The 25822-nt window shown below is 75.5% G+C and carries 23 protein-coding genes; 13 read left to right on the forward strand and 10 right to left on the reverse strand.

Annotation, left to right across the window (positions count from 1 at the left end):
- Positions 1–149 precede the first annotated feature (149 nt).
- Complete coding sequence (locus tag ABIE39_RS01070) at positions 150–1385, forward strand: S1 family peptidase (RefSeq protein ID WP_354050038.1); 1236 nt, start codon at positions 150–152, stop codon at positions 1383–1385.
- 21 nt (positions 1386–1406) lie between these two features.
- On the opposite strand, the gene purD is transcribed toward ABIE39_RS01070, so the two are convergent.
- A complete protein-coding gene (purD, locus tag ABIE39_RS01075) occupies positions 1407–2729 on the reverse strand; it encodes a phosphoribosylamine--glycine ligase (RefSeq protein ID WP_175007503.1) in 1323 nt (440 codons plus the stop codon).
- Between the two features lie 73 nt (positions 2730–2802).
- The gene (locus tag ABIE39_RS01080; RefSeq protein ID WP_021482868.1) at positions 2803–4089 is read right to left on the reverse strand and encodes an adenylosuccinate synthase; all 1287 of its coding nucleotides are present in this window, start codon (positions 4087–4089) and stop codon (positions 2803–2805) included.
- 235 nt (positions 4090–4324) lie between these two features.
- On the opposite strand from ABIE39_RS01080, the gene ABIE39_RS01085 reads away from it, so the two are divergent.
- The gene (locus ABIE39_RS01085; protein WP_175007502.1) at positions 4325–4759 is read left to right on the forward strand and encodes a DUF3151 family protein; all 435 of its coding nucleotides are present in this window, start codon (positions 4325–4327) and stop codon (positions 4757–4759) included.
- Positions 4760–4831: 72 nt separating this feature from the next.
- Complete coding sequence (locus tag ABIE39_RS01090) at positions 4832–5194, forward strand: STAS domain-containing protein (protein ID WP_043653881.1); 363 nt, start codon at positions 4832–4834, stop codon at positions 5192–5194.
- A 15-nt stretch (positions 5195–5209) separates the two neighbouring features.
- Here the strand turns inward: ABIE39_RS01090 and ABIE39_RS01095 are convergent, their stop codons facing one another.
- Positions 5210–7429 carry a SpoIIE family protein phosphatase gene (locus ABIE39_RS01095; RefSeq protein WP_175007501.1) on the reverse strand — a complete coding sequence of 740 codons (2220 nt, stop codon included), beginning with the start codon at positions 7427–7429 and terminating at the stop codon, positions 5210–5212.
- 139 nt (positions 7430–7568) lie between these two features.
- On the opposite strand from ABIE39_RS01095, the gene ABIE39_RS01100 reads away from it, so the two are divergent.
- Complete coding sequence (locus ABIE39_RS01100; RefSeq protein ID WP_425457988.1) at positions 7569–7994, forward strand: STAS domain-containing protein; 426 nt, start codon at positions 7569–7571, stop codon at positions 7992–7994.
- A 109-nt stretch (positions 7995–8103) separates the two neighbouring features.
- Here the strand turns inward: ABIE39_RS01100 and fbaA are convergent, their stop codons facing one another.
- Positions 8104–9126, reverse strand: coding sequence for a class II fructose-bisphosphate aldolase (fbaA, locus tag ABIE39_RS01105; RefSeq protein ID WP_074805350.1), 1023 nt, complete (start codon positions 9124–9126; stop codon positions 8104–8106).
- Between the two features lie 109 nt (positions 9127–9235).
- Entirely contained in the window at positions 9236–9952 is a 717-nt protein-coding gene (locus tag ABIE39_RS01110) for a TrmH family RNA methyltransferase (protein ID WP_502914823.1), read from the reverse strand.
- 204 nt (positions 9953–10156) lie between these two features.
- On the opposite strand from ABIE39_RS01110, the gene ABIE39_RS01115 reads away from it, so the two are divergent.
- A complete protein-coding gene (locus ABIE39_RS01115) occupies positions 10157–10861 on the forward strand; it encodes a VTT domain-containing protein (protein ID WP_354050240.1) in 705 nt (234 codons plus the stop codon).
- Position 10862: 1 nt separating this feature from the next.
- Positions 10863–11636, forward strand: a complete 774-nt coding sequence (locus tag ABIE39_RS01120; protein ID WP_021482670.1) for an HAD-IIA family hydrolase — start codon at positions 10863–10865, stop codon at positions 11634–11636.
- A 104-nt stretch (positions 11637–11740) separates the two neighbouring features.
- Here ABIE39_RS01120 and ABIE39_RS01125 read toward each other — a convergent pair whose 3' ends face one another.
- The 3 genes from ABIE39_RS01125 to ABIE39_RS01135 all read right to left on the reverse strand — a co-directional run bounded on the left by ABIE39_RS01125 (position 11741) and on the right by ABIE39_RS01135 (position 17739).
- Complete coding sequence (locus tag ABIE39_RS01125) at positions 11741–16129, reverse strand: HtaA domain-containing protein (RefSeq protein WP_354050044.1); 4389 nt, start codon at positions 16127–16129, stop codon at positions 11741–11743.
- A gap of 227 nt (positions 16130–16356) precedes the next feature.
- The gene (gene pyrE, locus ABIE39_RS01130; protein WP_021483023.1) at positions 16357–16944 is read right to left on the reverse strand and encodes an orotate phosphoribosyltransferase; all 588 of its coding nucleotides are present in this window, start codon (positions 16942–16944) and stop codon (positions 16357–16359) included.
- 30 nt (positions 16945–16974) lie between these two features.
- Positions 16975–17739 carry an SDR family NAD(P)-dependent oxidoreductase gene (locus tag ABIE39_RS01135; RefSeq protein ID WP_061267145.1) on the reverse strand — a complete coding sequence of 255 codons (765 nt, stop codon included), beginning with the start codon at positions 17737–17739 and terminating at the stop codon, positions 16975–16977.
- Between the two features lie 126 nt (positions 17740–17865).
- Here ABIE39_RS01135 and ABIE39_RS01140 point away from each other — a divergent pair, with 126 nt between their 5' ends.
- The 3 genes from ABIE39_RS01140 to ABIE39_RS01150 all read left to right on the forward strand — a co-directional run bounded on the left by ABIE39_RS01140 (position 17866) and on the right by ABIE39_RS01150 (position 20208).
- Positions 17866–18651 carry an exodeoxyribonuclease III gene (locus ABIE39_RS01140; RefSeq protein ID WP_209828177.1) on the forward strand — a complete coding sequence of 262 codons (786 nt, stop codon included), beginning with the start codon at positions 17866–17868 and terminating at the stop codon, positions 18649–18651.
- Positions 18652–18742: 91 nt separating this feature from the next.
- Positions 18743–19375 (forward strand): DUF4190 domain-containing protein, encoded by a 633-nt coding sequence (locus ABIE39_RS01145; protein WP_209828176.1) that lies wholly within the window; start codon positions 18743–18745, stop codon positions 19373–19375.
- On the forward strand, positions 19372–20208 hold the full coding sequence (locus tag ABIE39_RS01150; RefSeq protein ID WP_354050047.1) for a DUF4190 domain-containing protein: 837 nt from the start codon (positions 19372–19374) through the stop codon (positions 20206–20208). Before ABIE39_RS01145 ends, ABIE39_RS01150 begins: the two co-directional genes overlap by 4 nt.
- A gap of 34 nt (positions 20209–20242) precedes the next feature.
- On the opposite strand, the gene ABIE39_RS01155 is transcribed toward ABIE39_RS01150, so the two are convergent.
- A complete protein-coding gene (locus ABIE39_RS01155) occupies positions 20243–20914 on the reverse strand; it encodes a TetR/AcrR family transcriptional regulator (protein ID WP_074805324.1) in 672 nt (223 codons plus the stop codon).
- A gap of 88 nt (positions 20915–21002) precedes the next feature.
- Positions 21003–21812, reverse strand: a complete 810-nt coding sequence (locus ABIE39_RS01160) for a peptidoglycan-binding domain-containing protein (protein WP_354050049.1) — start codon at positions 21810–21812, stop codon at positions 21003–21005.
- Between the two features lie 292 nt (positions 21813–22104).
- Here ABIE39_RS01160 and ABIE39_RS01165 point away from each other — a divergent pair, with 292 nt between their 5' ends.
- The 4 genes from ABIE39_RS01165 (at position 22105) to ABIE39_RS01180 (ending at position 25820) form a co-directional block, all read left to right on the forward strand.
- Entirely contained in the window at positions 22105–22818 is a 714-nt protein-coding gene (locus ABIE39_RS01165) for an ATP-binding cassette domain-containing protein (protein WP_175007496.1), read from the forward strand.
- Entirely contained in the window at positions 22818–23711 is an 894-nt protein-coding gene (locus tag ABIE39_RS01170; RefSeq protein WP_074805316.1) for a hypothetical protein, read from the forward strand. The genes ABIE39_RS01165 and ABIE39_RS01170 overlap by 1 nt, the downstream gene beginning before the upstream one ends.
- A gap of 145 nt (positions 23712–23856) precedes the next feature.
- A complete protein-coding gene (locus ABIE39_RS01175; protein WP_354050051.1) occupies positions 23857–25164 on the forward strand; it encodes a sensor histidine kinase in 1308 nt (435 codons plus the stop codon).
- Positions 25161–25820, forward strand: coding sequence for a response regulator (locus tag ABIE39_RS01180; protein ID WP_108050948.1), 660 nt, complete (start codon positions 25161–25163; stop codon positions 25818–25820). The genes ABIE39_RS01175 and ABIE39_RS01180 overlap by 4 nt, the downstream gene beginning before the upstream one ends.
- The last annotated feature ends 2 nt before the right edge of the window (positions 25821–25822 follow it).

Consider the following 25822-nt stretch of genomic DNA (forward strand, 5'->3'; position numbering starts at 1 on the left):
GGCACGCTCCCCCGCCGTCGGGCGCCCGCTCCGGAACGCCTCCCGCGTGCGCACGTCTCGTCCCGGCTGCGCCGACGGCAGCGGCCGTCACCGGAACGGAGGACGCACCGATGCACCACCCCAGGACAGCGCTAGCGGCAGGACTGGTGGTGCTCGTCGCGAGCGCGGGCCTCGCCGAGACCGCGCGGGCGAGCGCGCCGCCGACGGAGAGCGTCTCCCTGTCCGCGCCCGGCACGGCCCCCGGGCGCACGACGGCACCGGCGACGGACCGTGGTTCCGGCAGCCTGCCGGCGGGGCAGCTGCGCGCGCTCGAGCTCGACCTCGGGCTCGACCCCGCGGAGGTCGACGACCGGCTCGCGCTCGACGCCGCGACCGCCACGGTCGAACGCACGCTGAGCGGCGAGCTCGGCGCCGTGTACGCCGGGACGTGGGTCGACGCCGAGGCAGGGACGCCTGTCGTCGCCGTGACCGACCCCGCAGCCGTCGCGGACGTCGAGGCGGCCGGCGCCACGGCCCTCGTCGTGGACCGGAGCCAGGCCGAGCTCGACGACGTCGCGGCGCAGCTCGAGACGACCAGGACACCCGACGCCGTCCAGGCCTGGTACGTGGACGTCACCACGAACGAGGTCGTCGTCGAGTCGCTCGACCCCGCAGCCGCGGAGGCGTTCGTCGAGGCGTCGGGGACCGACGGGTCCGCCGTGCGCACCGAGGTCGTCGACGCGCCGTACGAGCCGGCGGCCGACGTGCGCGGCGGGGACCGCTACATCTCCCGGGACCCCGGCGGGTGGTCCGGGTCGGCGTGCTCGATCGGCTTCGCCGTCCAGGGCGGGTTCGTCACGGCGGGGCACTGCGGCGCGGCGGGCAAGGAGGTGCTCACCGCGAGCTGGGCGCGGATGGGCACGGTCCAGGCCGCGTCGTTCCCCGGCCACGACTACGCGTGGGCGCGCGTCGACGCCGGGTTCTCGCCCGTCCCGCGGGTGAACGACTACGCGGGTGGCACGGTCGACGTCGCCGGCTCGACCGAGGCGCCCGTGGGAGCGTCGGTGTGCCGCTCGGGTGCCACGACCGGCTGGCGCTGCGGCGTCATCGAGCAGAAGAACATCACCGTCAACTACGGCACCGGCACCGTCTCCGGCCTCGCGCGCGGCAGCGCGTGCGCGGAGGGTGGCGACTCGGGCGGCTCGGTCGTCTCGGGCGACCAGGCGCAGGGCGTCACGTCGGGGCGCGTCAAGGACTGCTCCAACGGCGGCTCGTTCGTCTACCAGCCCGTCAACCCGATCCTGTCCGCCTACGGCCTGTCGCTCGTCACGACGAAGGGCACGGCGGGCAGCGCCCTCGCGGGGTTGGCGGGGGCGGTGAACCGAGACCCCTGGTTCCGCCGGTAGCGACGGTCGCCGGACGCGCCGTCAGCCCGCGAGCGTGACCTCGCCCGCGGCAGCGCGGGCCGCGATGTCGTCGCGGTGGTGCGAGCCGGGGAGCACGATGCGGTCGACCGCCGCGTACGCGCGACGGCGGGCCTCGGCGAGGTCCGCGCCGCGCGCCACGACCGAGAGCACGCGCCCGCCCGCGGCGACGAGGCCGCCGTCGTCCGTGCGCGCGGTCCCGGCGTGCAGCACGTGGACGCCCTCGACGTCCTCCGCCGCCTCGATCCCCGTGATCGGGTCGCCGCCGCGGACGGCGCCCGGGTAGCCGTGCGCCGCGACGACGACGGTGACCGACGCGTCGTCGTGCCAGCGCAGCGGGCCGATCTCGGCGAGCCGCCCCTGCGCCGCCGCGAGCATGACCGCGGACAGCGGCGTCGCGAGGCGCGTGAGCACGGACTGCGTCTCCGGGTCGCCGAAGCGCGCGTTGAACTCCACGACGCGCGTGCCGCGGCTCGTCAGCGCGAGGCCCACGTAGAGCACGCCGACGAACGGGGTGCCGCGCCGCGCCATCTCGTCGATCGTCGGCTGCGCGACGCGCGTGACGACCTCCTCGACCAGGCCCTCGGGCGCCCACGGCAGCGGGCTGTACGCGCCCATGCCGCCCGTGTTGGGCCCCGCGTCGGCGTCGAACGCGCGCTTGAAGTCCTGCGCGGGCGCGAGCGGCACGACGGTCGCGCCGTCGCTCACGCAGAAGAGCGAGACCTCGGGGCCGTCGAGGTACTCCTCGACGACGACGCACGGGTCCTCGGGCGTGCCGTCCGCGGCGCGGCGCGGCGTCGCGAAGCACGCGGCGGCGTGCTCGAGCGCGGCCTGACGGTCCTCCGTGACGACCACGCCCTTGCCGGCGGCCAGGCCGTCGTCCTTGATGACGTAGGGCGCGCCGAACGCGTCGACGGCGGCCGCGACCTCGTCGACGTCGCTGCACACGTGCGCGAGCGCCGTGGGGACCGACGCCGCGGCCATCACGTCCTTCGCGAACGCCTTGGAGCCCTCGAGCCGCGCGGCCTCCGCGCTCGGCCCGAACACGGGGACGCCGGCCTCGCGCACCGCGTCCCCGACACCCGCGACGAGCGGCGCCTCCGGGCCGACGACGACGAGGTCGACGTCGAGGTCCGTCGCGAGCGCGGCCACCGCGGCGCCGTCGTTCTGGTCCACCGCGTGCAGCGTCGCGAGGTCCCCGATGCCCGGGTTCCCCGGGGCGGCGTGCAGCTCGTGGCGCTCCGCGCCCGGGCGGTCGGCCTCGTGCGCGAGGGCGTGGACGATGGCGTGCTCGCGGGCACCGGTCCCGACGACGAGGATCTTCACGGGTGCCGAGTCTACCGAGACGGCCCGGACACCCCGCGGGGCGTCCGGGCCGTGGTCGGCGGGGGTCGTCGGCTCAGTGGATGAGGTCGTGGCGCGGGATGATCGCGTCACGGCTCGGGCCGACGCCGATCGCGGAGATCCGCGTGCCCGACATCTCCTCCAGCGCGTGCACGTAGCGCTGCGCGTTGACCGGCAGGTCGTCGAACGTGCGGGCGCCGGAGATGTCCTCCCACCAGCCGTCGAGCTCCTCGTAGATCGGCTTCGCGTGGTGGAACGCCGTCTGGTCGAGCGGCATCTCGTCGTACCGGACGCCGTCCACGTCGTACGCGACGCACACCGGCACCTTCTCGAAGCCGGTGAGGATGTCGAGCTTGGTGAGCACCATGTCGGTGATGCCGTTGACGCGGGTCGCGTAGCGCGCGATCACCGAGTCGTACCAGCCGCAGCGGCGCGCGCGGCCCGTCGTGACGCCGTACTCGCCGCCCTGCTTGAGCAGGTACTCGCCGTTCGCGTCGAACAGCTCGGTCGGGAACGGGCCCTCGCCCACGCGCGTGGTGTACGCCTTGATGACGCCGATGACGGAGCTGATGCGCGTCGGCCCGACGCCGGAGCCCGTGAGCGCGCCGCCCGCGGTCGCGTTGGACGACGTGACGAACGGGTACGTCCCGTGGTCGACGTCGAGCATGGTGGCCTGCCCGCCCTCGAAGAGGACGTTCTTGCCCGCGTCGAGCGCCTTGTTCAGCTCGAGCGCGGTGTCCGCGACCATCGGCTTGAGCCGGTCGGCGTACTGCAGCAGCTCGGCCACCGTCTCGTCGACCGTGATGGCGCGACGGTTGTACACCTTGACCAGCAGGTGGTTCTTCTGGTCGAGCGAGCCCTCGATCTTCTCCGCGAGGATCTTCTCGTCGAACAGGTCCCAGATGCGGATGCCGACGCGGTTGATCTTGTCCGCGTACGCCGGCCCGATGCCGCGGCCCGTGGTGCCGATGCGGCGCTTGCCGAGGAACCGCTCGCTCACCTTGTCGATCGTGCGGTGGTAGCCGGCGATGACGTGCGCGGAGCCCGAGACGAGCAGGCGCGAGACGTCCACGCCGCGCGAGATCAGGTCGTCGAGCTCCTGGAACAGCACCTCGATGTCGACGACGACGCCGTTCGCGATGACCGGCGTGACCCCCGGGGACAGGATGCCCGACGGCAGCAGGTGGAGCGCGTACTTCTCGTCCCCGATGACGACCGTGTGGCCGGCGTTGTTGCCGCCGTTGAACTTGACCACGTAGTCGACCCGGGACCCGAGGAGGTCGGTCGCCTTGCCCTTGCCCTCATCGCCCCACTGGGCACCGACGAGCACCACGCCTGGCATGGAATCCCCACTTTCACACTGCCTGTTCCTCGGGCCGGTCATGGTCGTGGGCGCGCACCGGCGTCCGGAGCGGAGCGGGCACGGGGTGCCCGACGGCGCCGGGCCCGCGGGCCCGAGGCGTCTCCCGGGCGGCAGAGACCCGGGGACCGGCGCCGAGTTTACCGGTCGGATGGCGGAAATTGACCTTGGAGGCGTGGATCGACCGCGTCACGCCCGGGATGGGCAGAATGGCCTCATGAGCGACACGCACGCGAACCTCCTCGGCGGCCCCGCACCGGTCCGCCTCCCCGACGACTACGCGCACGTCCGCGACGCCATCGCGGCCGACGGCGACCCGTACGAGATCGCGGGCCGCTCGCCCGCGAGCTCGCTCGCGTGGGCCTACCTCGCCGAGGACTTCCTCCACGAGAACGGCTCGCGCGGCGCGGTGACGGCCTACGCGTTCGCGCGCACCGGCTACCACCGCGGGCTGGACTCCCTGCGGCGCGCCGGCTGGCGCGGCCAGGGCCCGATCCCGGCCGACCACGTGCCGAACCAGGGCTTCCTGCGGGCTCTCCTGGCCCTCGCCGAGTGCGCCGCGTACCTCGGCGAGATCGAGGAGGCGGAGCGCTGCGAGCAGTTCCTGCGCGACGCCGGGACCTCGGCCGACGAGGTGCGTGCGCTGCGCTGACCGGCCGCGCGTCCGCCCGGCGAGCACCGGGTGGGCGCGCGACGCACCCGGGCGGCGTCTAGAGTCGTGGACATGATCGAGATCGCCACGTCCCCCGCGACGACGACCCTCGTCATCGCCGGAGACCTCGATCTCGCCGAGCGCGACCAGTTCCCGGAGATCGCGGCACGCGTCGTCGGGCTGCGCCGTCAGCTCCTCGTCATCGACATGTGCCGCGTGACGTTCATGGACTCCACCGGCGCGGCGTTCCTCATCTCGCTCGCCGACGCCGGTCGCAAGCGCGGCGGTGCGACGGTGCTGCGCGGCTGCGACGACCGGGACCTGTTCGTCCTCGAGGTGTGCGGAGCGCTCGAGCTGTTCCGCATCGACAACGACCACCGCTGCGAGCCCGCGACACCGCCGTCCGGCTTCGCCAAGGTCGAGCCCCCGGCCTGACGCCGTCGGGCCGCGCTACCGCCCCGAGGGCCGCAGGGTCGCCCACACGAGCTTGCCCGACGCCGTCGGGCGCCATCCCCAGTCGGCGAGCCGCTCGACGATCTGCATGCCGAAGCCGCCCATGCGGTTCGGGTGGCCGTCCGTCGGGACGGGCGGCGCCGGGTTGGAGTCCTCGACCTCGACGCGGATGCCGTCGCCCGTGTCGAACAGGCGCAGCGCGAGGTGGCCCCACCCGTGCAGCACGCCGTTCGCGACGAGCTCGGAGACGACGAGCTCCGCGTTCGCGCTCTCCCGCACGCCCCACGCCTGGCACGTGCGCACGACGGCGTGCCGCGCGCGCCCGATGGACGCAGGCTCGCTCGGCAGGAGCCAGCGACGGCTGCGCGGGCTCAGCACGACCGCGGACGCGTCCCGCTGCGGGTCGGGGATGCGCACGACGACGAGCGCGACGTCGTCCTCGGGGGCGTCCGCCAGGCGCGACAGGAGCTCCTCGCCCACGCCCGCGGCGTCGACGGCCGTGACGGCCTCGGACGCCGCCACGAGCGCCTCCAGGCCGACCCGCAGCGCGCGGTCGCGGCGCTCGATGAGGCCGTCGGTGTAGAACACGAGCGTGTCGCCCGGCACGAGCGTCGCGACGCCCGTCGAGCGGCTGCGGCCGCCGAAGCCGACGAGCGCTCCCCCGGCGTCGTCGAGCTGTGTCACGGTGCCGTCGCGCAGCAGGAGCGGCGGCAGGTGGCCGGCGCGCGAGTACTCGATCCGCCACGCGTCCTCGGGCTGCGCGGCGTCCGGCTGCGTGAGCGCCGCGTACACGAGGCTCGCGGACCGCGGGATCCGCATGCCCTGGACGAGCTGGTCGACGCGCTCGAGCACGGGGCCCGGCGTCGTGAGCTCGTACGCGTACGAGCGCACCACCGAGCGGAGCTGGCCCATGGCGGCCGCGGCCTCGACGTCGTGCCCCACGACGTCGCCGATGACGAGGCCGACGACGTCCGGCGCGATCTGCAGGACGTCGTACCAGTCGCCGCCCACCTGGGCGTGCTCGGAGTTCGGCGCGTAGTACGTCCACACGTCGAGGCCCGTGACGTCGGCCTGCTCGGGGAGCATCGCGCGCTGGAGGGTCTCGGCGAGCCGGTGCTCGCGCGCGTAGAGGCGCACGTTGTCGATCGCGGTGCCGGCCCGGCGGGCGATGACCTGCAGCAGCGTGCGCACGCCCTCGCGGGCCTCCGCGTCCGTGCCGAACCCCTGCGGCGGGGTGTCCGGAAGGTCACCCGTGACGAGCAGGCCGAGGATGCGCCGCCGCCCCGGGACGGCGGACACCGTCACGGAACCCGGCGGCCGCGCGAGCCCGGAGAGCCGGTGGTGGAGGTCGCGCTGGAGCCAGCCCGAGGCCGACCACTGCGGGTAGGTGGCGGACAGGTCGAGCGTCACCGGGCCCTCGATGCGCCCGTCGAGCACGTCCTGGACACGGTCGGGCACGTCCACGCGGACGCGCGGCACCGAGCCGGTGACGGCCGCCGAGTCGCCGAGCGCGTCGGTCGTGTGCACGCCCGAGGCCAGGGGCAGGACGCCGGGCGTGTAGCGGCCGTGCCGCTGGCCGCGCCCGCTCGGCGGCGCCGCCGTGTCGACGCCCTCCGCGTACCGCAGGCCGTCGTCGTTGAGGTAGAAGCCCGCCCAGTCGACGACGTACCCCGCGAGCAGCGCCGTGATGTCGCGCAGCGCGTACGGCTGGTCGAGGTCGGCGAGGAGGTCGGAGCTGCGGGAGACGACGTCGAGCACCGCGCGCTCGCGCCGCTCGAGCGCGAGCGACGCGACCTGGGCGGCGTACCGGTCGAGGTGCTCGGAGACGTCGACCTGCGCACCGACCCAGTGGGTCACCGCGCCGTCCGGTCCGGTGAGAGGCGCGAGCGACAGCTGCGTCCACACCGCCACCCCGTCGCGACGGAAGGTGCGCACCGTGTAGGTGAGCTCGCGCTCGTCGGCCACGGCGGAGCGGAGCTGCTGCGCGTCGACGGGGTTCGCGAGGAGCGACTCGAGGACCTGGGGGCTGCGGCCGAGGACCTCGGCGGCGGTGAACCCGGTCTGTCGCTCGAACGCGCGGTTGACCCAGACGATCGGCATCTCCGCCGATCGCGGGCCCGTGACGAACATCGCGACCCCGGTCGCGTCCATCGCGCGCGTGCACAGCTCCTGGACGTGCGCGGGCAGGTCGGTGCCGAGCCCCGGCGAGCTGCCCATCGTCACCTCCGACGGTCCGAGCGTCGATCGTCTGGAAACGGACGCCACGGTCGCGTTACTGTCCCGACTGGACATTCAACCGTAGATTGGTGCTTCCCGAGACCGGAACCGGTCCGGACCACGCCAGAGAGGAGCGCCGGTGCGCGAAGGTACACCCCCGGCCGCAGACCGCCCGGTCGGCGTCGCCGGCGACCCCGCAGGAGCGGGCGACCCCGCGAGCGTGCACGTCATCGTGGGCACGACGCGAGCACGCATCGTGCTCTCGGGCGAGATCGACGCCGACCTCGGCGCCGACCTCCAGGAGGCGACCGCCGCGGCGGAGGACTCCGGCCTGCCCGTCGAGATCGACGCCCACCACGTGACCTTCATGGACTCGTCGGGCGTGGCGTTCCTCGCCCGCCTCGCGTCACGCGGCCCGCACCGCGTGCGCGTCCTCCGCGCCCCGCCCACGGTGCGGTTCCTGCTCGAGGTGACCCGGATCGGGGAGCTGCTCGACATCGTCGACGTGGACCCCGGCTTCGACCTCGACGAGCCCCCCGGCAACGGCGCGGGCAGCACCGACTGACGCGTGGCCGCGCTCGCCCGCGGCCGCAGCACGACGAAGGCCCCCGGTCCTCACGGACCGGGGGCCTTCGTGCGACGCGGGCCCGGAGCGGGCGCCGGGCCGTGCGGCGTCAGCGGATCTTGTTGCCCGCCGAGCGCAGCTGCTGCGACGCCTCGATGATGCGCGCGGCCATGCCGGCCTCGGCCAGCTTGCCCCAGGCGCGCGGGTCGTAGGCCTTCTTGTTGCCGACCTCGCCGTCGACCTTCAGGACGCCGTCGTAGTTCGAGAACATGTGGCCGACGACGGGGCGCGTGAACGCGTACTGCGTGTCGGTGTCGATGTTCATCTTGATGACACCGAAGTCGACCGCCGCCGAGATCTCCTCGGCCGTCGAGCCGGACCCGCCGTGGAAGACCAGGTCGAACGGGTTCTCCTTGCCGACCTTCGCGCCGACGGCCTCCTGGATCTCCTTGAGGATCTCCGGGCGGAGCTTGACCGCACCCGGCTTGTACACGCCGTGCACGTTGCCGAACGTGAGAGCCGTCAGGTAGCGGCCCTTCTCGCCCGTGCCGAGCGCCTCGATCGTCGCGAGGCCGTCCTCGACCGTCGTGTAGAGCTTCTCGTTGATCTCGGCCTCGTGGCCGTCCTCCTCGCCACCGACGACGCCGACCTCGATCTCGAGGATCGTGCGCGCCGCCTGCGAGAGCTCGAGCAGCTCGGCCGCGATGGTGAGGTTCTCGTCCAGCGGGACGTCCGAGCCGTCGTACATGTGCGACTGGAACGTCGGCAGGCCGCCGTTCTTCACCTGCTCGGCCTCGATGGCGAGGAGCGGGCGGACCCAGGAGTCGAGGTTCTTCTTGACGCAGTGGTCGGTGTGGATCGCGATCTGCACCGGGTAGTTCTTCGCGACCTCGCGCGCGTACGCCGCGAGGGCGAGCGAACCGGCGATGCGGTCCTTGACCGTCGAACCCGAGCCGTACTCGGCGCCGCCCACGGAGACCTGGATGATGCCGTCGGACTCGGCCTCGGCAAAGCCCTGGAGCGCGGCGGTGATGGTCTGCGACGAGGTGATGTTGACGGCCGGGTAGGCGAACGAGCCTGCCTTCGCCCGGTCGATCATCTCGGCGTAGACCTCGGGGGTTGCGATGGGCATGCGGAGCTCCTGTGGAGTCGTGCGGGGTGGACTGTCAGGTCAAAGTCTGGCATGGATGACAGCGCGAGGTCAGGGCCGTTCGACCTGTGGTCCCCCGATGACCACGCCTCTACCTCGGCGGCTCCGCCGGCCCCAGGTGCTGCGCCGCCCACGCGTGCAGGGCGATCGCGCCGGCGGCACCGGCGTTGAGCGAGCGGGTCGAGCCGTGCTGCGTGATGTGGAGGACCGCGCGGCACGCCGCGACCGCCTCGGGCGTCAGCCCGGCCGACTCCTGGCCGAGGAGCAGCACGCACGACGCGGGCAGCACGTAGCCCTCGATCGGCACCGACCCCGGGACGTTGTCGACCCCGAGGAGCGGCAGGCCCTCCCCCGCGGCCCAGCCCGCGAGCTCCTCCACCGACGCGTGGCGGTGCACGTGCAGGTAGCGGTCCGTGACCATGGCGCCGCGGCGGTTCCAGCGCCGCCGTCCCACGACGTGCACCCCGGCCGCGTTGAACGCGTTGGCGGTGCGGACGACGGAGCCGATGTTGAGGTCGTGCGCCCAGTTCTCGATCGCGACGTGGAGCCGACGGGCCGGGTCGCGGCGCGCGTCGAGGTCGGCGACGACGGCCTCGACCGTCCAGTAGCGGTAGGCGTCGACGACGTTGCGGCGGTCGCCGTGCGCGAGCAGCTCGGGGTCGTACCGGGGGTCAAGGCGGGTCGCCCCGGGCGGTCCGGCGGGGTCCGGGACGCGGGGCCACGCCTCCGGCCCCCCGGGCCACGGGCCGACGCCGACCTCGCGCTCGCCCGTCGCGCCCGGATCCGCCGTGCCCGCGCTGCTCGCCATGGCGCACATTCTGCCGGGACCTGCCGGTCCGCCGTCGCCGGACCTCCACGGCGGGTGCACACGACGGCCGGGCCGCGCGGTCCCACCCGGCTACGCTGGTGACCCGTGGACACCCTCGCCGAGCTCGCCTCCGCCCTCCCGGGGGCCGCGCACGCCGCGAGCCTCGGCGCCGCCGGACCGGTCGCCGCCCTGGGTCCGGACTGGATGGACCCGATGACGCTCATCGAGCGTTTCGGCGACGCCGCGCTCGTCGGGATCGTCGTCGTCATCTTCATCGAGACGGGCCTGCTCTTCCCGATCCTGCCCGGCGACTCGTTGCTCTTCACCGCGGGCGCGCTCGTCGCGCAGGAGTCGCTGCAGATCAGCCTGCCGGTCCTGCTCGTCCTGCTGTTCGCCGCGGCGTTCCTCGGCGACCAGACGGCGTACCTCATCGGACGCACCGTCGGGCCCAAGGTGTTCGACCGGCCCGACTCCCGGTTCTTCAAGCGCAAGTACATCGACCAGACGAACGCCTACTTCGAGAAGTACGGCGGCCGGACGATCGTCATCGCGCGGTTCGTGCCCATCGTGCGCACGTACGCCCCCGTCGCCGCGGGCGTCGGCAAGATGCACTACCGGCACTTCGTCGGGTTCAACGCGCTCGGCGCCCTGCTCTGGGCCGTCGGCCTCACGTGGCTCGGCTACCTCCTGGGGAACATCACGTTCGTCAAGGAGAACATCGAGTCGCTCGTCCTCCTCATCGTCCTCCTGTCCGTGCTGCCCATGGTCATCGAGGTCTGGCGCGGTCGGCGGGCGGAGAAGCGGGCGGCGGCGCTGGAGGCGCGGGTCGCCGCCGACGCCCACCAGAACGGGGTCGCGGAGGACGCGACCGCCGTCGGCCAGGCCGACACGGACGGGAAGGACGCCTGACATGACACGAGAGATCACGAGCTGGCTCACCGACATGGACGGCGTGCTCGTCCACGAGGGCCACGCGATCCCCGGCGCCCCGGAGTTCGTGCGCGCGCTGCGCGACAAGGGCCGACCGTTCCTCATCCTCACGAACAACTCGATCTTCACGGCGCGCGACCTGCGGGCGCGCCTCGCGACGTCGGGCATCGACGTGCCGGAGGAGTCGATCTGGACGTCGGCGCTCGCGACCGCGCAGTTCCTCACCGACCAGATCCCCCAGGGCAGCGCGTACGCCGTGGGCGAGGCCGGGCTGACGACGGCGCTCTACGAGGCCGGCTACACGCTCACCGAGTCCGACCCGGACTACGTGGTGCTGGGCGAGACCCGCACGTACTCGTTCGAGGCGATCACCAAGGCGATCCGCCTCGTGCTGGGCGGGTCGCGGTTCATCTGCACCAACCCCGACACGACCGGGCCCTCGCAGGAGGGCCCGCTGCCCGCCACGGGCGCCGTCGCGGCGATGATCACCTCCGCGACGGGCCGCAAGCCGTACTTCGTCGGCAAGCCGAACCCGATGATGTTCCGCTCGGCGCTCAACCGCATCGACGCCCACTCCGAGACGACCGCGATGATCGGCGACCGGATGGACACCGACGTCGTCGCGGGCATCGAGGCGGGCCTGTACACCTACCTCGTCATGACCGGGTCCACCACGATGTCCGACGTCGACCGCTACCCGTTCCGGCCGAGCAAGGTCGTCGACTCCGTCGCGGACCTCGTCGACCTCGTCTGAGGGCACGCCGGGCCGGTCCGACCGGTCCGCCCCCGGGAGCCCCGCACGCACGACGACGCCCGGTCACCACGAGGTGGCCGGGCGTCGTCGTGCGGGGAGCCGGGTCAGGCGGCCGCGGCCATCTCCGCGCGGCCTGCGCGGCGGCGCCGGACAGCCAGGAGGGCCGCACCGGTGAGCAGCAGCGTCCCGGCCAGGAGCGCGAGGCTCCCGGCGTCGGAGCCGGTGGTGGCGAGCGCACCCGAGTAGGCGTCGCACTCGACGTCGCCGCCGACGGGGAAGCTGACCGTCACCGGCGCCAGCGCGGTGCCGGCCTCGTAGAACCCGGCGAACGCCTTCGCGCCGGCGGCCGTGAGGGTCGCGGGGGCGCCGCTCCACGTGGTCGTGGAGCCCGACGTGGACTTCTTCCCCGACAGGTCGAGGCTCGCGAACGCGACGCCGGTCGACGAGGACTTCTTGCCCTCCATGTCGCTGCTCCGCACGTCGACCACGAGCGTGCCCGACGACCCGTCCACGACGACGCGCGGGTTGCTGATCCGGAGGTCGAGGATGCCCTCGTGGCCGGAGAACGACACCGAGCCGCCGAAGCTCGCGCGGCCCTTGCCGAGGTCCGTGTTGAACGAGCCCTTGCCGCCGCTCCACGTGAACGCCGAGCCGCCGTCCCGCACGCCGTCCGTCGAGACCGAGCCCTTCGCGATCGGGCCGGTGACGTACGACCGGAACCGGTCGCTCACGCCCCACGAGAGGGTCGCGCCGTGGACGCCCTGGGCGAAGCACTGCTCCGCCGCGCTGCCCGACCCGGTGCCGGTGCCGGTCGTGCCGGCACCGACGATCGTGAGGGGCGCGGACGCCGTGTGGCCCGCACCGATGAGGAGCAGCGTGTGCTCGCCCGGCGCGACGTCCTTCGGGATCGTCACGGTCGAGGTCGCGGCGCCGCCCGCGTTCGCGGTCGTGCCCGTCGCGAGCGTGCGCGGCGTCGAGCGGAGCTCCGTACGGATGCCGGACTCGCGCGCGCCGAACCCGACGCCGCTGATCGTCACCTCGTCGCCCGGCCGTGCCTGCGACACCGAGAGCGTCGCCCTCGCCGGGTCCACCGACCCGCCCGTCGAGCCGTCGCCCGGGGCGCCGATGGTGCCGCCGCCCCCGGGCGCGGTCGCCTTCGCGCCGATCGTGAACGTCACGGGGTCGAGCGCGGTCCCGGCCGGGTAGAAGCCGACGAACGCGAGCGAGCCGTCCGCCGTGAGCGTCGCGGCCGCGTCCCGGAACGTCACGGCCCCGTCCGCGCCCGTCGTCGGCGTGCCGAGCACGAGCGTCGCGACGGCGACGCCCCTGCGGTCGAACGTCGAGCCGTCCAGCCCTGTGGAGCGCGCGTCCGCGAGCAGGCGACCCGTGCCGGGGCCGGTGGTCTCGACCACCGGGTTCGACAGGGTGAGGTCGAGCGCGCCCGCGTGGCCGGTGAAGCGGACCGTCCCGGTGTACCGGGCCGTCCCCCGACCGCTCGCCGCGGTCCAGGTGCCGCCGTCCGCCTGGCCGAAGCGGAAGACGCCGTCGACGACGCTCGCGCCGCTCGTCGCCGTCGCGCCGCCCTTCGCGACCGGGCCCACGATGTAGCTGCGGAACGACTCCTTGACGCCCCACGTGAGGCTGCCGGCCGTCGTCGGCGCCGGCGTCACCGGCATGGCGGTCACCGCGACCGTCACCGGCGCGGACGTCGAACCGCGGTAGGCGGTGGCGTCCGTGGGGACGAAGGTCGCGCTGAGGGCGTGCGAGCCGACGGCGAGCGGGGCCGTCCGGAACGTCGCGGCACCGTCCGTGACGGTCGCGGTGCCCAGGGTCGTGCCGCCTGCGACGAACCGGACCGTGCCGGCCGCCTTCGGCGCGACCGTCGCGGTGAGCGTCACCGCCGTGCCCTCGACGACCGACGTCGCCGACGACGCGAGCGTCGTCGTGGTCGCCTTCGCCTCGCCCCCGGGGACCGGGGCGGTCACGGTCAGCGTGGTGCTGCCGGTCAGGCCGAGCTCCGACGTGACGACGACGGGGACAGGTCCGGCGGGAGTGCCGGCGGGGACCGTGAGCACGAGCGTCGCGCCGTCGCGGGAGTACGACGCCGGGGCGCCGCCGAACGTCACGGCCTTGACCGCGTCGTCCGCGCCGAGACCGCGCACCGTGACGCGGACCGTCGATCCGGCCTCCACCGTGGTGGACGCGGGCGCGACGGTGAGCGTGCCCGGTGCGTCGTACGCGACGGGGACGAAGAGCTCCTGCGCGGCGTTGCTCACGCCGCCCGCGCCGTAGGTGTAGACGCCGTAGCGCCCGCCCTCGAGCGCGGCGGGGTTCTTCACGACGAGCCGCGCCTCGAACGTGCCGTCCGGCGTGATGTCCGTCCACTGCGCCCGGACCACCGACTGGTACTGCGCGGGGACCTGGTCGAGCACGGGCTCGGCGAGGGCCCACGCCTGCGAGCCGACCTTGCGGGTCGACGACGCGGCGCCCTCGGACGGCCGCCACTGCTCGGCGAAGCTCCCGAACACGACGTAGGTACCCTGCGGGAGCGTCGCCGGGATCGGGACGCCGCGGCCGCCGACGTTCGCCGCCGGGTCGAAGCCCGTGCCCCGGACGACGATCGTGTCCCCGACCGCGACCGGGGTGTCGCCGAGCGGCGTCGTGCCGTCCGCGGCGAGCACGGTGATCTCGGGCTCCCAGACCGGCGCCGCGGGCTCGGTCGTGAACGCGACGGGCGCGTACAGCTCCTGCGCGGCGTTGACCGTGCCGCCCGCGGCGTACGTGTACACGCCGTACCGGCCGTCCTCGCGCTCGAGCTCGCCCGCGACGAGCTCGGCGGTGAACGTGCCGTCCGGCGCGAGCTCGGCCCACTGCCCGCGGATCGCGGGCTGGTAGCGCGGGTCCACCTGGTCGAGCGCTGCGGACGAGAGGGCCCACTGCTGCGAACCGGCCGTGCGCGCGCTCGACGGGGCACCCTCCGACGGACGCCAGTCGGCCGCGAAGCTGCCGAAGACCACGTAGGTGCCCGCGGGGATGCCCCCGGAGATGGGCGGACGGTTGCCGGCCGGTGCGACGTTCGCGTCCGGGTCGAAGCCTGAGCCCTTGACGACGATCCTGTCGTCCGGGCGGACGGGCGCGTCCCCGAGCGGGGTCGTGCCGTCGGCGGCGTAGAGGGTGATCTGCGGCTCCCAGACCGGCTCGGGCGCCGTGCTGCCCTGGACCGCGACGGGCGTGAACGTGTCGAGGCTGCGGTCGGTCACCGACAGGCCGTGCGCGGCGGAGGTCGCCACCACGTACTGCTTCGCCGGGTCGAGCTTTCCGGCCGGGACGGTCAGCGTCGTGGTGAACGCGCCGTCGCGCACCTGCTGCGGCATGACCCAACCCTGGGCGAGCCAGCCGCTCGCGACGAGCGGGCCGCTGCCGTCCCAGATCGCGGCGTCGCCGAGGAGCACGTACGCGCCGTTCGCGGCGCCCGCGCCGACGAACCCGGTGCCCGAGATCGTGAAGGTGTTCTCCACCGCCGGGTCGACGGGCGTCGTCGGCGACACCGTGACGGCGGGGTCGACGGCGGGCTCCGGCTCGGGCTCCGGCTCGGGCTCCTTGGCAATCACCGTGTGCGCGACGGCCACGGAGGTCGAGGCGACGAACGCGGCCGGGTCCGCGGGCGTGAAGGCGGCGCTCAGCTGGTGGCTGCCCGCGGCGAGGGTCGTGGTCTCGAGGCGCGCGACGCCGTGGGCCGCGGCAGCGGTGCCGAGGGCGGTGCCGCCGTCGCGGAACTCGACCGTGCCCGCGGCGGCGGGCGCGACGGTCGCAGTGAGCGTCACCGACGCCCCGGCCGCGGACGTGCCCGCGGGCGCCGCGACGAGCGTGGTCGTCGTCGCCTGCGCGGGCGCCACCGGCTCGGGCGACACGACGCGGGCGGTCAGGGTCGACAGGGGCTTGCCCGCGTACGACGAGAAGTACGGCGAGACGTTCCCGAGCGTCCCGACGACGCTCCCGTCCGCCACGAACGTGACCTCGTCACCGGCTCGCGTCGCGGACACGGTGACGTCGGCGACCTTCACGTTTTCCCCCGCCCCAGGGTTGACGGTGCCCGCGAAGTCCGCGTAGACCGCGCCCGTCGTGGGGCCGGTGAGGTCGAGCCGCACGTCGGAGATCGTCACGTCGAGCGCGCCGTGGTGGCCTTCGTACCGGGTCGAGCCGCCGAGACGGACGGAGCCCGTCCCGGACGCGTCGTCGTAGCTGCCGGACGCGGGGCCGTAGGACGCCTGGCCGCCCTGGAGCGGCGGGGTGATCGTGCCCTGGGCGATGCCGCCCGTGACGTACGACGTCCACGAGTCGACGAAGTTCCAGGTGGCCGACCCGCCGGTCACGTCGGCCGCGGCCGCCTGGGCCGGGGCGCCGGTGCCGGCGACGGTGAGGCCGGCGGCGAGCGCCGCGGCGAGGAACGAGGCGAGGGCGCGTCGGACGCGTCTCGACGATGAAGTGCGCACAAGGTCTCCCGTGCTGGTCCGGGCGAGGTCCCGGCGGGGAGCGGGACCGAGAAGGGAGCGTGCTCACGCTCCGTCGTGACGGACCATATAAGGGTGGCCTCACCAAAGCAAGGCAAGCCTGACCTATCGTGATGTGACGCGCGCCTCGTCGCACGACGACGCCCCGCGGCCCAGGAGGCCGCGGGGCGGTGCGCCGCGTCGAGCAGAGGGAGACGGAGCGGAGGAGCTCAGGCGAGACCCAGGTCCTCCAGGCTGAACAGGTAGTGGTACGGGACGCCGAGCGCCTCGATCTTGGCGCCCGCACCCGTGGCCCGGTCGACGATCGTCGCGACGCCCGCGACCTCGCCCCCGGCCGCGCGCACGGCCTCGATCGCCGTGATCGGCGAGCCGCCCGTCGTCGTCGTGTCCTCGACCACGACGACCCGCCGGCCCGCGACGTCGGGGCCCTCGATCTGGCGCTGCATCCCGTGCGCCTTGGCCGCCTTGCGCACCACGAACGCGTCGAGGTCCTGGCCACGGGACGCGGCGGCGTGCAGGAGGGCGGTCGCGATGGGGTCGGCGCCGAGCGTCAGCCCGCCCACCGCGTCGATCTCCGCCGTGCCGAGCCCCTGCTCCTCGAGGAGGTCGAGGAGCTGGTGGCCGATGAGCGGCGCGGCGCGGTGGTGCAGCGTGACGCGGCGCAGGTCCACGTAGTAGTCCGCCTCCTTGCCCGAGGAGAGCGTCACGCGGCCGTGCACGACGGCGAGCTCGCGGATGAGGCCGAGCAGCTGCTCGCGGGGGGTCGAGGCGAGCGTCGAGGCGGGGTCGGTAGTCACGACCGCCAGGGTATCGGGCCCGCCCCGTGCCTAGCGGTACTTGCCGATCGCGCGGACGGCCGAGCGCGGCATCGCGCGCAGGGCCGCCGAGGCGACCCGGTACCGCACCGACGGCGTGGAGATGACGACACCCCGCCGCACGTCCGCGAGCGCCTCCGCGACGACCCGGTCCGCGTCGAGCCACGCGAGGTCGGGGAGCACGGACTTGTCGATGCCCGCGCGGTCGTGGAACTCGGTGTGCGTGAAGCCGGGGCACAGCACGGTCGCGGTGACGCCCGTGCCGTGCAGCTCGACGGCGAGGCCTTCCGTGAAGGACCGCACCCACGCCTTCGCCGCCGCGTACGTGCCGCCCGCGGTGAGGGCCGCGACCGACGCGACGTTGAGGATCGCACCGCGCCCGCGCTCGGTCATCTGGCCCGCGGCCGCGTGGGACAGCACCATGACGGCGCGGACCATGACGTCGAGCGCCTCGAGCTCGACGTCGAGGTCGCCCCCGACGAAGTGCTGGTGCGTCGCGAAGCCCGCGTTGTTGACGAGCAGCCCGACCGGGCGCTCGTCCGGCCCGCCGGTCGTGGCGAGGCGCTCCGCGACGCGCGCGACGTCGTCGGGCACCGAGAGGTCGGCGCGCAGCACCTGGACGCGCACCCCGGCCGCGGCGCGGATCTGCCGCGCGGTCTCCTCGAGTCGCGCCTCGTCGCGCGCCACGAGGACGAGGTCGTGCCGCGCCGTGGCGAGCTGCCACGCGAACTCCAAACCCAGGCCGGCGCTCGCGCCGGTGATGAGTGCTGTCGCCATGGTCACAGCCTACGGGCTGGAGTCGTGTCACCGGGCCGACGGCTTCACGGCGAGCACGGGGCACGCGGCGCCCAGCAGGACCGTTCCCGGGGCCGGTCGCACCCCCGACGCCGTACGGTGGGGCCCGTGCGCCTCGCGACCTGGAACATCAACTCCGTCCGTGCCCGCGTCGACCGCGCGGTCGCGTTCCTCGAGCGGACGGGGACCGACGTCCTCGCGCTCCAGGAGACCAAGTGCACGGACGCGCAGTTCCCCGTCGCGCCGTTCGAGGCGGCCGGGTACGAGGTCGCGCACGTCGGCGTGAACCAGTGGAACGGCGTCGCCGTCGTCTCGCGCGTGGGCCTCGCCGACGTCGAGACGTCGTTCCCCGGCCAGCCCGCCTTCGGCGACCGGGTCGAGGCGCGCGCGCTCGGCGCGACGTGCGGGGGCGTGCGCGTGTGGAGCCTCTACGTGCCGCACGGGCGCGAGGTCGGCGACCCGCACTACGCCTACAAGCTGCGCTGGCTCGACGAGCTGCGCGCGCAGGCCGCCGGCTGGCTCGCCGCCGACCCGGCGGCGCAGGTCGCGCTCGTCGGGGACTGGAACGTCGCACCGCTCGACACCGACGTGTGGGACGTCGCGTACTTCGCCGGGAAGACGCACGTCACGCCCGCCGAGCGGGACGCCTTCGCCGCGTTCGGCGCCGCCGGGTACACCGAGGTCACGCGCGAGGCGATCCCGGCCGAGCGCACCTACACGTACTGGGACTACCAGCGGCTGCGGTTCCCACGGAACGAGGGCATGCGCATCGACTTCGCGTACCTGTCGCCCGCCGCCCGCGCGCGCGTCACGGGCGTGACGATCGACCGCGACGAGCGCAAGGGCAAGGGCGCGTCGGACCATGTGCCGGTCGTCGTCGACCTGACGGACTGACCTCCGGGACGACCGCCGTCGGGCTCGGGCCCCGGGTCCGCGCCGCGGGTCCGGGGCCGGGTGGGGCGCGTCCCCTCGCTACGGTGTGTCCATGACGACGCCACCCGTCCCTCCGTACGGGTCCCCCGACGAGCCCGCCGACCCGTACGCCCCGCGGCGGCCGCACCAGCCGCCGCTCACGCCGTACCACCCCCCGACTGACGACGCACCCTCCGCGCCCGACGACGGCGGGTTCGTGGCGCCGTCGGGCTCCGGGGGCGGGGGCGGGTACGGGAGCGCGCCGGGCGTCGGCGCCCCGTCCGGCGGGCCGGCCGCGCCCGCCCGGCCGGGCTCGCCGTACGGCCCCGGCTCCCCCTACGCCCCCGGAGCGACGCCGTCGTACGGCGCGGCGCCCGGGTACGCGGCGCCACCCGGACCCGCGGCGTACCCGGCACCGGGCTACGGCGGCTACCCGCCGCCGTACGGCGCGCCCTACGCGCCCCCGCCGCGGACGAACGGGCTCGCGCTCGCCTCCATGATCGTGTCGATCGCGAGCCTCGTGCTCTGTGCGGGCTTCCCCGGCCTCGTCGGCCTCGTGCTGGGCATCGTGGCGCTCAACCAGGTGATGCGCGACGGCACGCGCGGGCGCGGGTTCGCCGTGACCGGGATCGTCGTCGGCGCGGTCGGCACGGCGTTCGCGATGCTCGTGGTCCTCGCCGGGACGCTCGGGGACTCGGCACCGTGAGCGACGACGACCTCTTCGCCCCGCCCGGCGGCAGCGTGTCCGGGCCTGCGGGACGCCCGCCCGTCCCGCCCCCCGCGGGAGTGCCCGGGGCCTCGGGCCCCCGCGGCGCGGACGTCGGCACGCCGCTGCCCGGCCCGACGCCGCACGGCCCCTCCGGTCCTCCGGCGCCCGTGCCGCCGCCCGGGCCCGACGACCGGCCGGGCTTCGCCCCGGACACGTACTACGCGCCCGGGTGGCAGCCCGCGGCGCCTCGCGTCGAGCCGCTCGCCGTGGCGAGCGTGCCGGCGGGGGTCGTGCTCGGGCCGGTCGGCGTGGGCCTCGGGGCCGCCGCCCTGTCGCGCGTCCGCTCGCGCGGCACCCGCGGGCGCGGACTCGCGGTCGCCGGGACGGTGCTCGGTGCGGTCGCCACGCTCGCGTGGGTGGCGGGCGGGATCGCGTGGTGGCAGGGCGAGCAGGCACGCACGCCCCTCGCGGGCGACGTGGACGCACCACGCACCGTGAGCGCCGTGCAGCTCGTGCTCGGCACGTGCCTCGACGAGCTGCCGCCCGACGGCGAGGTGTCGCGCGTGCGCGCCGTCCCGTGCGCGGACGAGCACCGCGCGCAGGTCGTCGGCCGCACCGACCTCGGCGCGGACGAGGTGTGGCCCGGCCAGGACGCCGCAGACCGCCGCGTCGCGCGCGTGTGCACGCCCGACGCCCTGGGTCCGGACGCCCCGGAGGACGTGCGGCTCGTGGTGTGGGCACCGACCGAGACGTCCTGGCGCGACGGCGACCGCACCGGGCTGTGCCTGGCGAGCAGCGAGGACCCGCTCCCGGCCGACCTGATCGGCTGACGAGGTCGACCCCGCGCGGCGTCAGCGCGCGGCGTCAGCGCGCGGCGTCGGACAGCACGAGGCGCAGGTACGCGCGCAGGTCGGCGGCCATGTCGACGCGCTCGGGCCGCGGACGGTCGAGGGACAGCAGCCACTGGACCTGGAGGCCGTCCATGAGCGCGACGAGCTGGCGGGCCGCGACGTCCGGCTCGACGCCGTCGCGCAGGCCGCCCTCCCGGGCGCGCCGGGAGAGCTGCTCGCCGATGCGCGCGACCGTGGACTCGTAGCGCTCGACGAAGTACGCGTGCGCCGGGTGGTCGGGCGACGTCGCCTCGGCCGCGAGCGCCGTGAACAGCTCGACGATCGGCCGGCGCAGCGCGTTGCGCTCGACGAGCCGCACGAGCGCGTCGAAGAAGTCGGTCCCCCGCGCGAGGTCCTCCTCGAGGTCGGCGCGGTCGACGGTCTCCCGGTGGTCGAGCACCGCCTCGAGGAGCGCCGCCTTCGTCGGGAAGTGGTGGAGCAGCCCGGGGTGGGACATGCCCACGCGGGACGCGAGCTCGCGCAGGGACGCGGCGTGGAAGCCGACCTCGCCGAAGAGCACGACGGCCGCCTGGAGGATCTCCTCGCGCTTGGCCCGCCCCTTGGCGTACCCGCGGGCGGGGTCGGGCGCCGTGGCGCGGCGTGAGCCTGCCCGGTCCTGCCCGGCGCCGATGGCCGCGCTCGTCATGGCACTGCTCCGTCCGTCGTCCGACGAGGGCACACCCTACCGACCGCGCTGCGGCCCCGCGGGGTGCCCGCGCCCGGGCGGGCGCGGTTCAGGACGCGGGGGCGAGCGTCGGGGCGGGCTCGTCGGTGCTCGACGACGGCCCGGGCACGGCGACCGACGGCCGGTCGGTGGAGGGCGTCGGCGCGGGCTCGGTCGGGGGCGGGGTGCCGGGCTCGGTCGGCTCCTCGACCTCGGGCGGTGCGGCGCGCAGGGCCTCGGCGGTCGCCGCGGTGACCGTGCCGTCAGGGGCGAGGCCGTGCGCCTTCTGGAACGCTCGCAGCGCGGTGCGCGTCGCGTCGTCCATCGTCCCCGTGACGGCGACGTCGGCACCGTGCACCCGCAGCCGCTCCTGGACCCAGGACACGGACGCCGTGCCCGGGTCGGTCGTCGGGGACGGCGTGGGGGTGGGCGCGGTCGGCGCCGGTGTCGGCTCGGACGCGGTGGGACCGGGCGCGGGCTCGGCGGAGGGCGAGGGCGCGCTGGGCGCGGCCTGCTCCCCGGTGCCGCCCGCAGACGGGCGCGGGGCCGGCGTCGAGCCCGTGTCGTCGGACGTCTCGTCCGACGCGTCGGGCGGAGGGATGCGGGTCACCTCGGGGCGCGGGGTGTCGGGGCGCGGCGTGACCGCGGGGACCGTGTCCTCGCCGTTCGGGCCGCCCTCGGCGGAGACCCCGCCGACGACGACCGCCTCGCCACCGCCCGTCGCGGCACCGACCATGCCCGCGACGGCGACGACGAGCGTCACCGCGCCCGCGCCGGCGGCGACCGTGACCCACGGCGTGGCGGTGCGGCGCGCAGGCCGCGGGAGGGGGGCGGTGCGGTCCCGCTCGGCGGGTCCGGACCGGTCGTGGCGTCGGCGCACGTCGCCTCCTTCCGGGGCTGTCGAGGGGGCGGACGGCGCGACACGCTGCCCGCCGGGGCGGTCGGGTGGACGTCCACCCTGCCCCATCCCGGCTCGTGTGTCACGCCCGACGCCCTCACCTGCGGCGATACCCGCCACGGCTCCCCCGGTCCAGCAGGGCGGCGCCGCGCCTCCGACGGAGGTCGCAACGCAGGTTCCGCCCTGCGCCGCAAGACCCGGCGGGGGCCCGCGCGACAGCCTGGTGGGGCACCGCACGGGAGGCCCGTGCGGCACGCACGAGGGAGGGACCGGCATGACCACCATCCACGTCTCCGGGCTGCGCAAGGCGTACGGGGGGTTCGACGCCGTGCACGACGTGACGTTCACCGCCGCGCCGGGCCGCGTCGTCGGGCTGCTCGGCCCGAACGGCGCCGGCAAGACGACCACGCTCCACGTCCTGCTCGGGCTCGCGGCGGCGACCGCGGGCACCGCGACGTTCGACGGCCGCGCGTTCGCGGACCTGACGCACCCGGCCCGCACCGTCGGCGCGCTGCTCGACGCGGGCGGCCTGCACCCGGGGCGGACGGGGCGCGACCACCTGCGCGTGCTCGCCTCCGCCGGCCGGATCCCGGCGCGGCGCGTCGACGAGGTGCTCGCGCTCGTCGGCATGACCCCCGCCGCCGACCGCCGCGTGCGGACGTACTCGCTGGGGATGCGGCAGCGCGTCGGGATCGCGGCCGCGCTGCTCGGCGACCCTGAGGTCCTCGTCCTCGACGAGCCCGCCAACGGTCTCGACCCCGCCGGGATGCGCTGGCTGCGCGACCTCGTCCGCGCGTTCGCCGACGACGGCGGCACCGTGCTCCTCGCGAGCCACGTGCTGTCCGAGGTGCGCCAGGTCGCGGACGACCTCGTCGTCGTGGGGCAGGGGCGCGTCGTCGCCGAGGGACCGCTCGACGAGCTGCTGCGCGGGGAGTCCCTGGAGGACTTCTACCTCGACCTGACCGCCACGACCGAAGGGGTGCGCTGATGTACCGCGCCGAGATGCTCAAGCTCCGCACGACCCGCGCGACGTGGGTCGTCGCGGCCGTCGCCGTCGCCGGGATGCTCGTCGTCCAGGCCTTCACCCTGCTGCTCCCCACGATCCTGCGCAGCGCCGACGCGGTCGGCGGGGGCACGACCGTCGGGCTCCAGGCCCCGCCCGAGATGGTGGCCGAGCTCGCGCCGGACCTCGGCGCGCTCGCCGACGTCTCGCAGCCCGCGTTCCAACGCTCGATGCTCGACCTGCTCGGCACCGGTCTCGGCGGCTCCGGGTCCGTCGGCGTCGCGACCGTGTGCATGCTCCTGCTCGGCGTGCTCGCCGTGACGACCGACTTCCGCACGGGCGGCATCGTGCCCACGGCGCTCGTCCAGCCGTCGCGCCTGCGCATCCTCGGCGCGAAGGCGGGCGCGACCGCGACCGTCGCGCTCGGCGTCGGCGTCGTCCTCGCCCTCCTGGGCGCCCTGGGGCTGCTCGTCGCGATCGTCACGACGCCGGGAGCGGGCCTCGCGCTCGGCCCCGGCGACGTCCTCGGCGTCTGGGCCCGCGGGCTCGCGGTGCTCGTCCTGCTCGCGTGGCTCGGGCTCGGCATCGGGACGCTCGTGCGCGGCCAGGTGGCGGGCGTCGTCACGGTCGCGGCGCTCGCGCTCGCCGAGCCGATCGTCCGCGGCGCGGTGACGCTCCTGTCCGGCGGTGACTCGGCCGCGGCCGAGTGGCTCCCGCTCGGGCTGGGTGCGCTCGCGTCGACCGGCGGGTCCGCCGCGACGCTCCTCGGCGGCGCGGCACCGCTCGGCGCCCTCGCCGCTCTCGCCGGGCTCGCGGCGTGGGCCGCGCTCCTGCTCGGCGGGGGCGCCGTCAGCCTGCGGCGACGCGACCTCGTCTGACCACAGCCCGTCCGGCTCCCGACGCGACGACCCGGTCGTCCACAGGCCGGGAGCCGCGCGGCGCCGTCGGCCCGCCCGCCCCGTAGGGTGGGCGGGCCCGACGGCGCACCCCGTCCCCGCACCCGTCGCCCGTTGGAGGAGGACCGTGACCGAGACCCTGCGCCGCGCGCTCGACCGGGCCGGCGTCCGCACCGACACCGGCCGCGACGCCGTGCTGGCCGGTGTCGTCGCCCTCGCGACCGTCGCGCTGTTCCTCGGCATCGAGCGCGTCCTCGCGACGGAGGTCGGGGCCACGTTCGGTGCGGGACCCGGCGAGAGCGTGATCAGCCCGGGCGTGCGCGCGGCCGTGCTCGCGCTCGTCGTCGGTCAGGCCGCGGCGCTCGTGCTCCGCCGTCGGGCACCGCTCGTCTGCCTCGCGCTGACGGTCGTCGCGCAGGTCGCGATCACCGCGCTCCTGCCCCCCTACGTCGGGTTCCAGGCCCCGGCGACGCTCGTCGCCGCCTACTCCGCGGGGGCCTACGCCCCCCGCCGCGCGCGGCTCGGGGCGCCGGCGCTCGCGGCGGTCGCGCAGGTCCTGCTCGTCTTCGCGCTCGGCGGGTTCGGCGTCCCCGCCGGGGCCGGGCCCGCGCAGCACACCCTCCAGGTGGGGGGCGCCCTCCTCTCGGCGGTGCTCACGTTCGTGGGCGCGGCGCTCGTCGGCTCCTACGTCGCGACGCGGCGCGAGCTCGTCGCCGAGCTGCGCGACCGCGTGGTGCGCGCCGAGCGGGAGCGCGAGGCGCTCGCCGCGCAGGCCGTGCTCGAGGAGCGCGCCCGCATGGCCCGCGAGCTGCACGACGTCGCGGCGCACCACCTCTCGGGCATCGTCGTGCAGGCGTCCGCGGCGGAACGGCTCGTCGACGCCGACCCGGAGCGCGCCAAGGAGTCGGTCCGCTGGATCCGGTCGCAGGGTCGCGAGACCCTCGACGACCTGCGCCTCGTGGTCGGCATCCTGCGCGGGCGCGACGACGAGGGCGACGCGCGCGAGGCCCCGCAGCCCACGCTCGCCGACCTCCCCGCGCTCCTCGAGACCGCCCGCGCCGCGGGCACGACGGTCACCGTCGAGACCGAGGGTGAGCCCTGGGACCCCGCACCGACCGCCCAGATCGCCGTCTACCGCGTGCTGCAGGAGGCGCTGGCCAACGCGCGGCGGCACGCGCCCGGCCGGCCGGTCGCGGTGCGGCTCGCGTGGAGCCCGACGGCCGTCGTCGTCACCGCGCGCAACCCCGCCGGTCGTACCGCTCCCCCGCAGGACGCCCGCCCGGGCCACGGCCTCGTGGGGATGCGCGAGCGCGCCGCCGTGCTCGGCGGCACGCTCGACGCGCGGCGCACGCCCGACGGCGCGTGGCTCGTCCGGCTGACCGTCCCCCGCGCCCCCGCGCGCGACCCTCGCACCCCCGCCCAGGAGGCCTCGTGACACGCGTCGTGCTGGTGGACGACCAGGCGGTCGTCCGCGCCGGGTTCACCGTCATCCTCGAGAGCGAGGGCCTGGAGGTCGTGGGCGAGGCGTCGAACGGCGCGGACGCCGTGCGGGTCGCGCGCCGCGAGCGCCCCGACGTCGTGTGCATGGACGTGCGCATGCCCGGCGGCGACGGCATCACGGCGACGCGCGCGCTCGCCGGGCCCGACGTCGCGGACCCGGTGCCGGTGCTCGTGGTGAGCACGTTCGACCTCGACGACTACGTGTTCGGGGCGCTGGAGGCCGGGGCGAGCGGGTTCCTGCTCAAGGACGCCGAGCCGGAGGTGCTCGTGGACGCCGTCCGGCGCGTCGCCTCGGGCGACGGCCTCGTGGACCAGTCGCTCACCCGGCGCGTGCTCGGCGAGTTCGCGCGGCGCCGTGCCCCGGTGTCGCGGGACGACGACGCGGCCGCGCTCCTCACGCCCCGCGAGCTCGACATCGTGGCGCTGCTGTGCCGGGGGTCGTCGAACGCGGAGATCGCGACGGCGCTGTTCCTCGAGCCGAGCACCGTGAAGTCGCACCTCAGCCGGGCCATGACGAAGACGGGCGCGCGCGACCGCGTGCAGCTCGTCGTGTGGGCGTTCCGGCACGGGATCGTGGACCCCGCGGCCTGACC

It is taken from the genome of Cellulosimicrobium sp. 4261 (assembly GCF_040546915.1).
Taxonomy (GTDB): domain Bacteria; phylum Actinomycetota; class Actinomycetes; order Actinomycetales; family Cellulomonadaceae; genus Cellulosimicrobium; species Cellulosimicrobium cinnabarinum.

Excerpts from the sequence above, each read along its gene's own strand:
- ABIE39_RS01170 (WP_074805316.1), top strand. The coding sequence starts at position 22,818 with ATGTACCGCGCCGAGATGCTCAAGCTCCGCACGACCCGCGCGACGTGG.
- ABIE39_RS01145 (WP_209828176.1), top strand. The coding sequence starts at position 18,743 with ATGACGACGCCACCCGTCCCTCCGTACGGGTCCCCCGACGAGCCCGCC.
- ABIE39_RS01115 (WP_354050240.1), top strand. The coding sequence starts at position 10,157 with ATGGACCCGATGACGCTCATCGAGCGTTTCGGCGACGCCGCGCTCGTC.
- ABIE39_RS01110 (WP_502914823.1), bottom strand. The coding sequence starts at position 9,952 with ATGGCGAGCAGCGCGGGCACGGCGGATCCGGGCGCGACGGGCGAGCGC.
- ABIE39_RS01085 (WP_175007502.1), top strand. The coding sequence starts at position 4,325 with ATGAGCGACACGCACGCGAACCTCCTCGGCGGCCCCGCACCGGTCCGC.
- ABIE39_RS01090 (WP_043653881.1), top strand. The coding sequence starts at position 4,832 with ATGATCGAGATCGCCACGTCCCCCGCGACGACGACCCTCGTCATCGCC.
- fbaA (WP_074805350.1), bottom strand. The coding sequence starts at position 9,126 with ATGCCCATCGCAACCCCCGAGGTCTACGCCGAGATGATCGACCGGGCG.
- ABIE39_RS01155 (WP_074805324.1), bottom strand. The coding sequence starts at position 20,914 with ATGACGAGCGCGGCCATCGGCGCCGGGCAGGACCGGGCAGGCTCACGC.
- ABIE39_RS01165 (WP_175007496.1), top strand. The coding sequence starts at position 22,105 with ATGACCACCATCCACGTCTCCGGGCTGCGCAAGGCGTACGGGGGGTTC.
- ABIE39_RS01135 (WP_061267145.1), bottom strand. The coding sequence starts at position 17,739 with ATGGCGACAGCACTCATCACCGGCGCGAGCGCCGGCCTGGGTTTGGAG.
- ABIE39_RS01080 (WP_021482868.1), bottom strand. The coding sequence starts at position 4,089 with ATGCCAGGCGTGGTGCTCGTCGGTGCCCAGTGGGGCGATGAGGGCAAG.
- ABIE39_RS01095 (WP_175007501.1), bottom strand. The coding sequence starts at position 7,429 with ATGGGCAGCTCGCCGGGGCTCGGCACCGACCTGCCCGCGCACGTCCAG.
- ABIE39_RS01120 (WP_021482670.1), top strand. The coding sequence starts at position 10,863 with ATGACACGAGAGATCACGAGCTGGCTCACCGACATGGACGGCGTGCTC.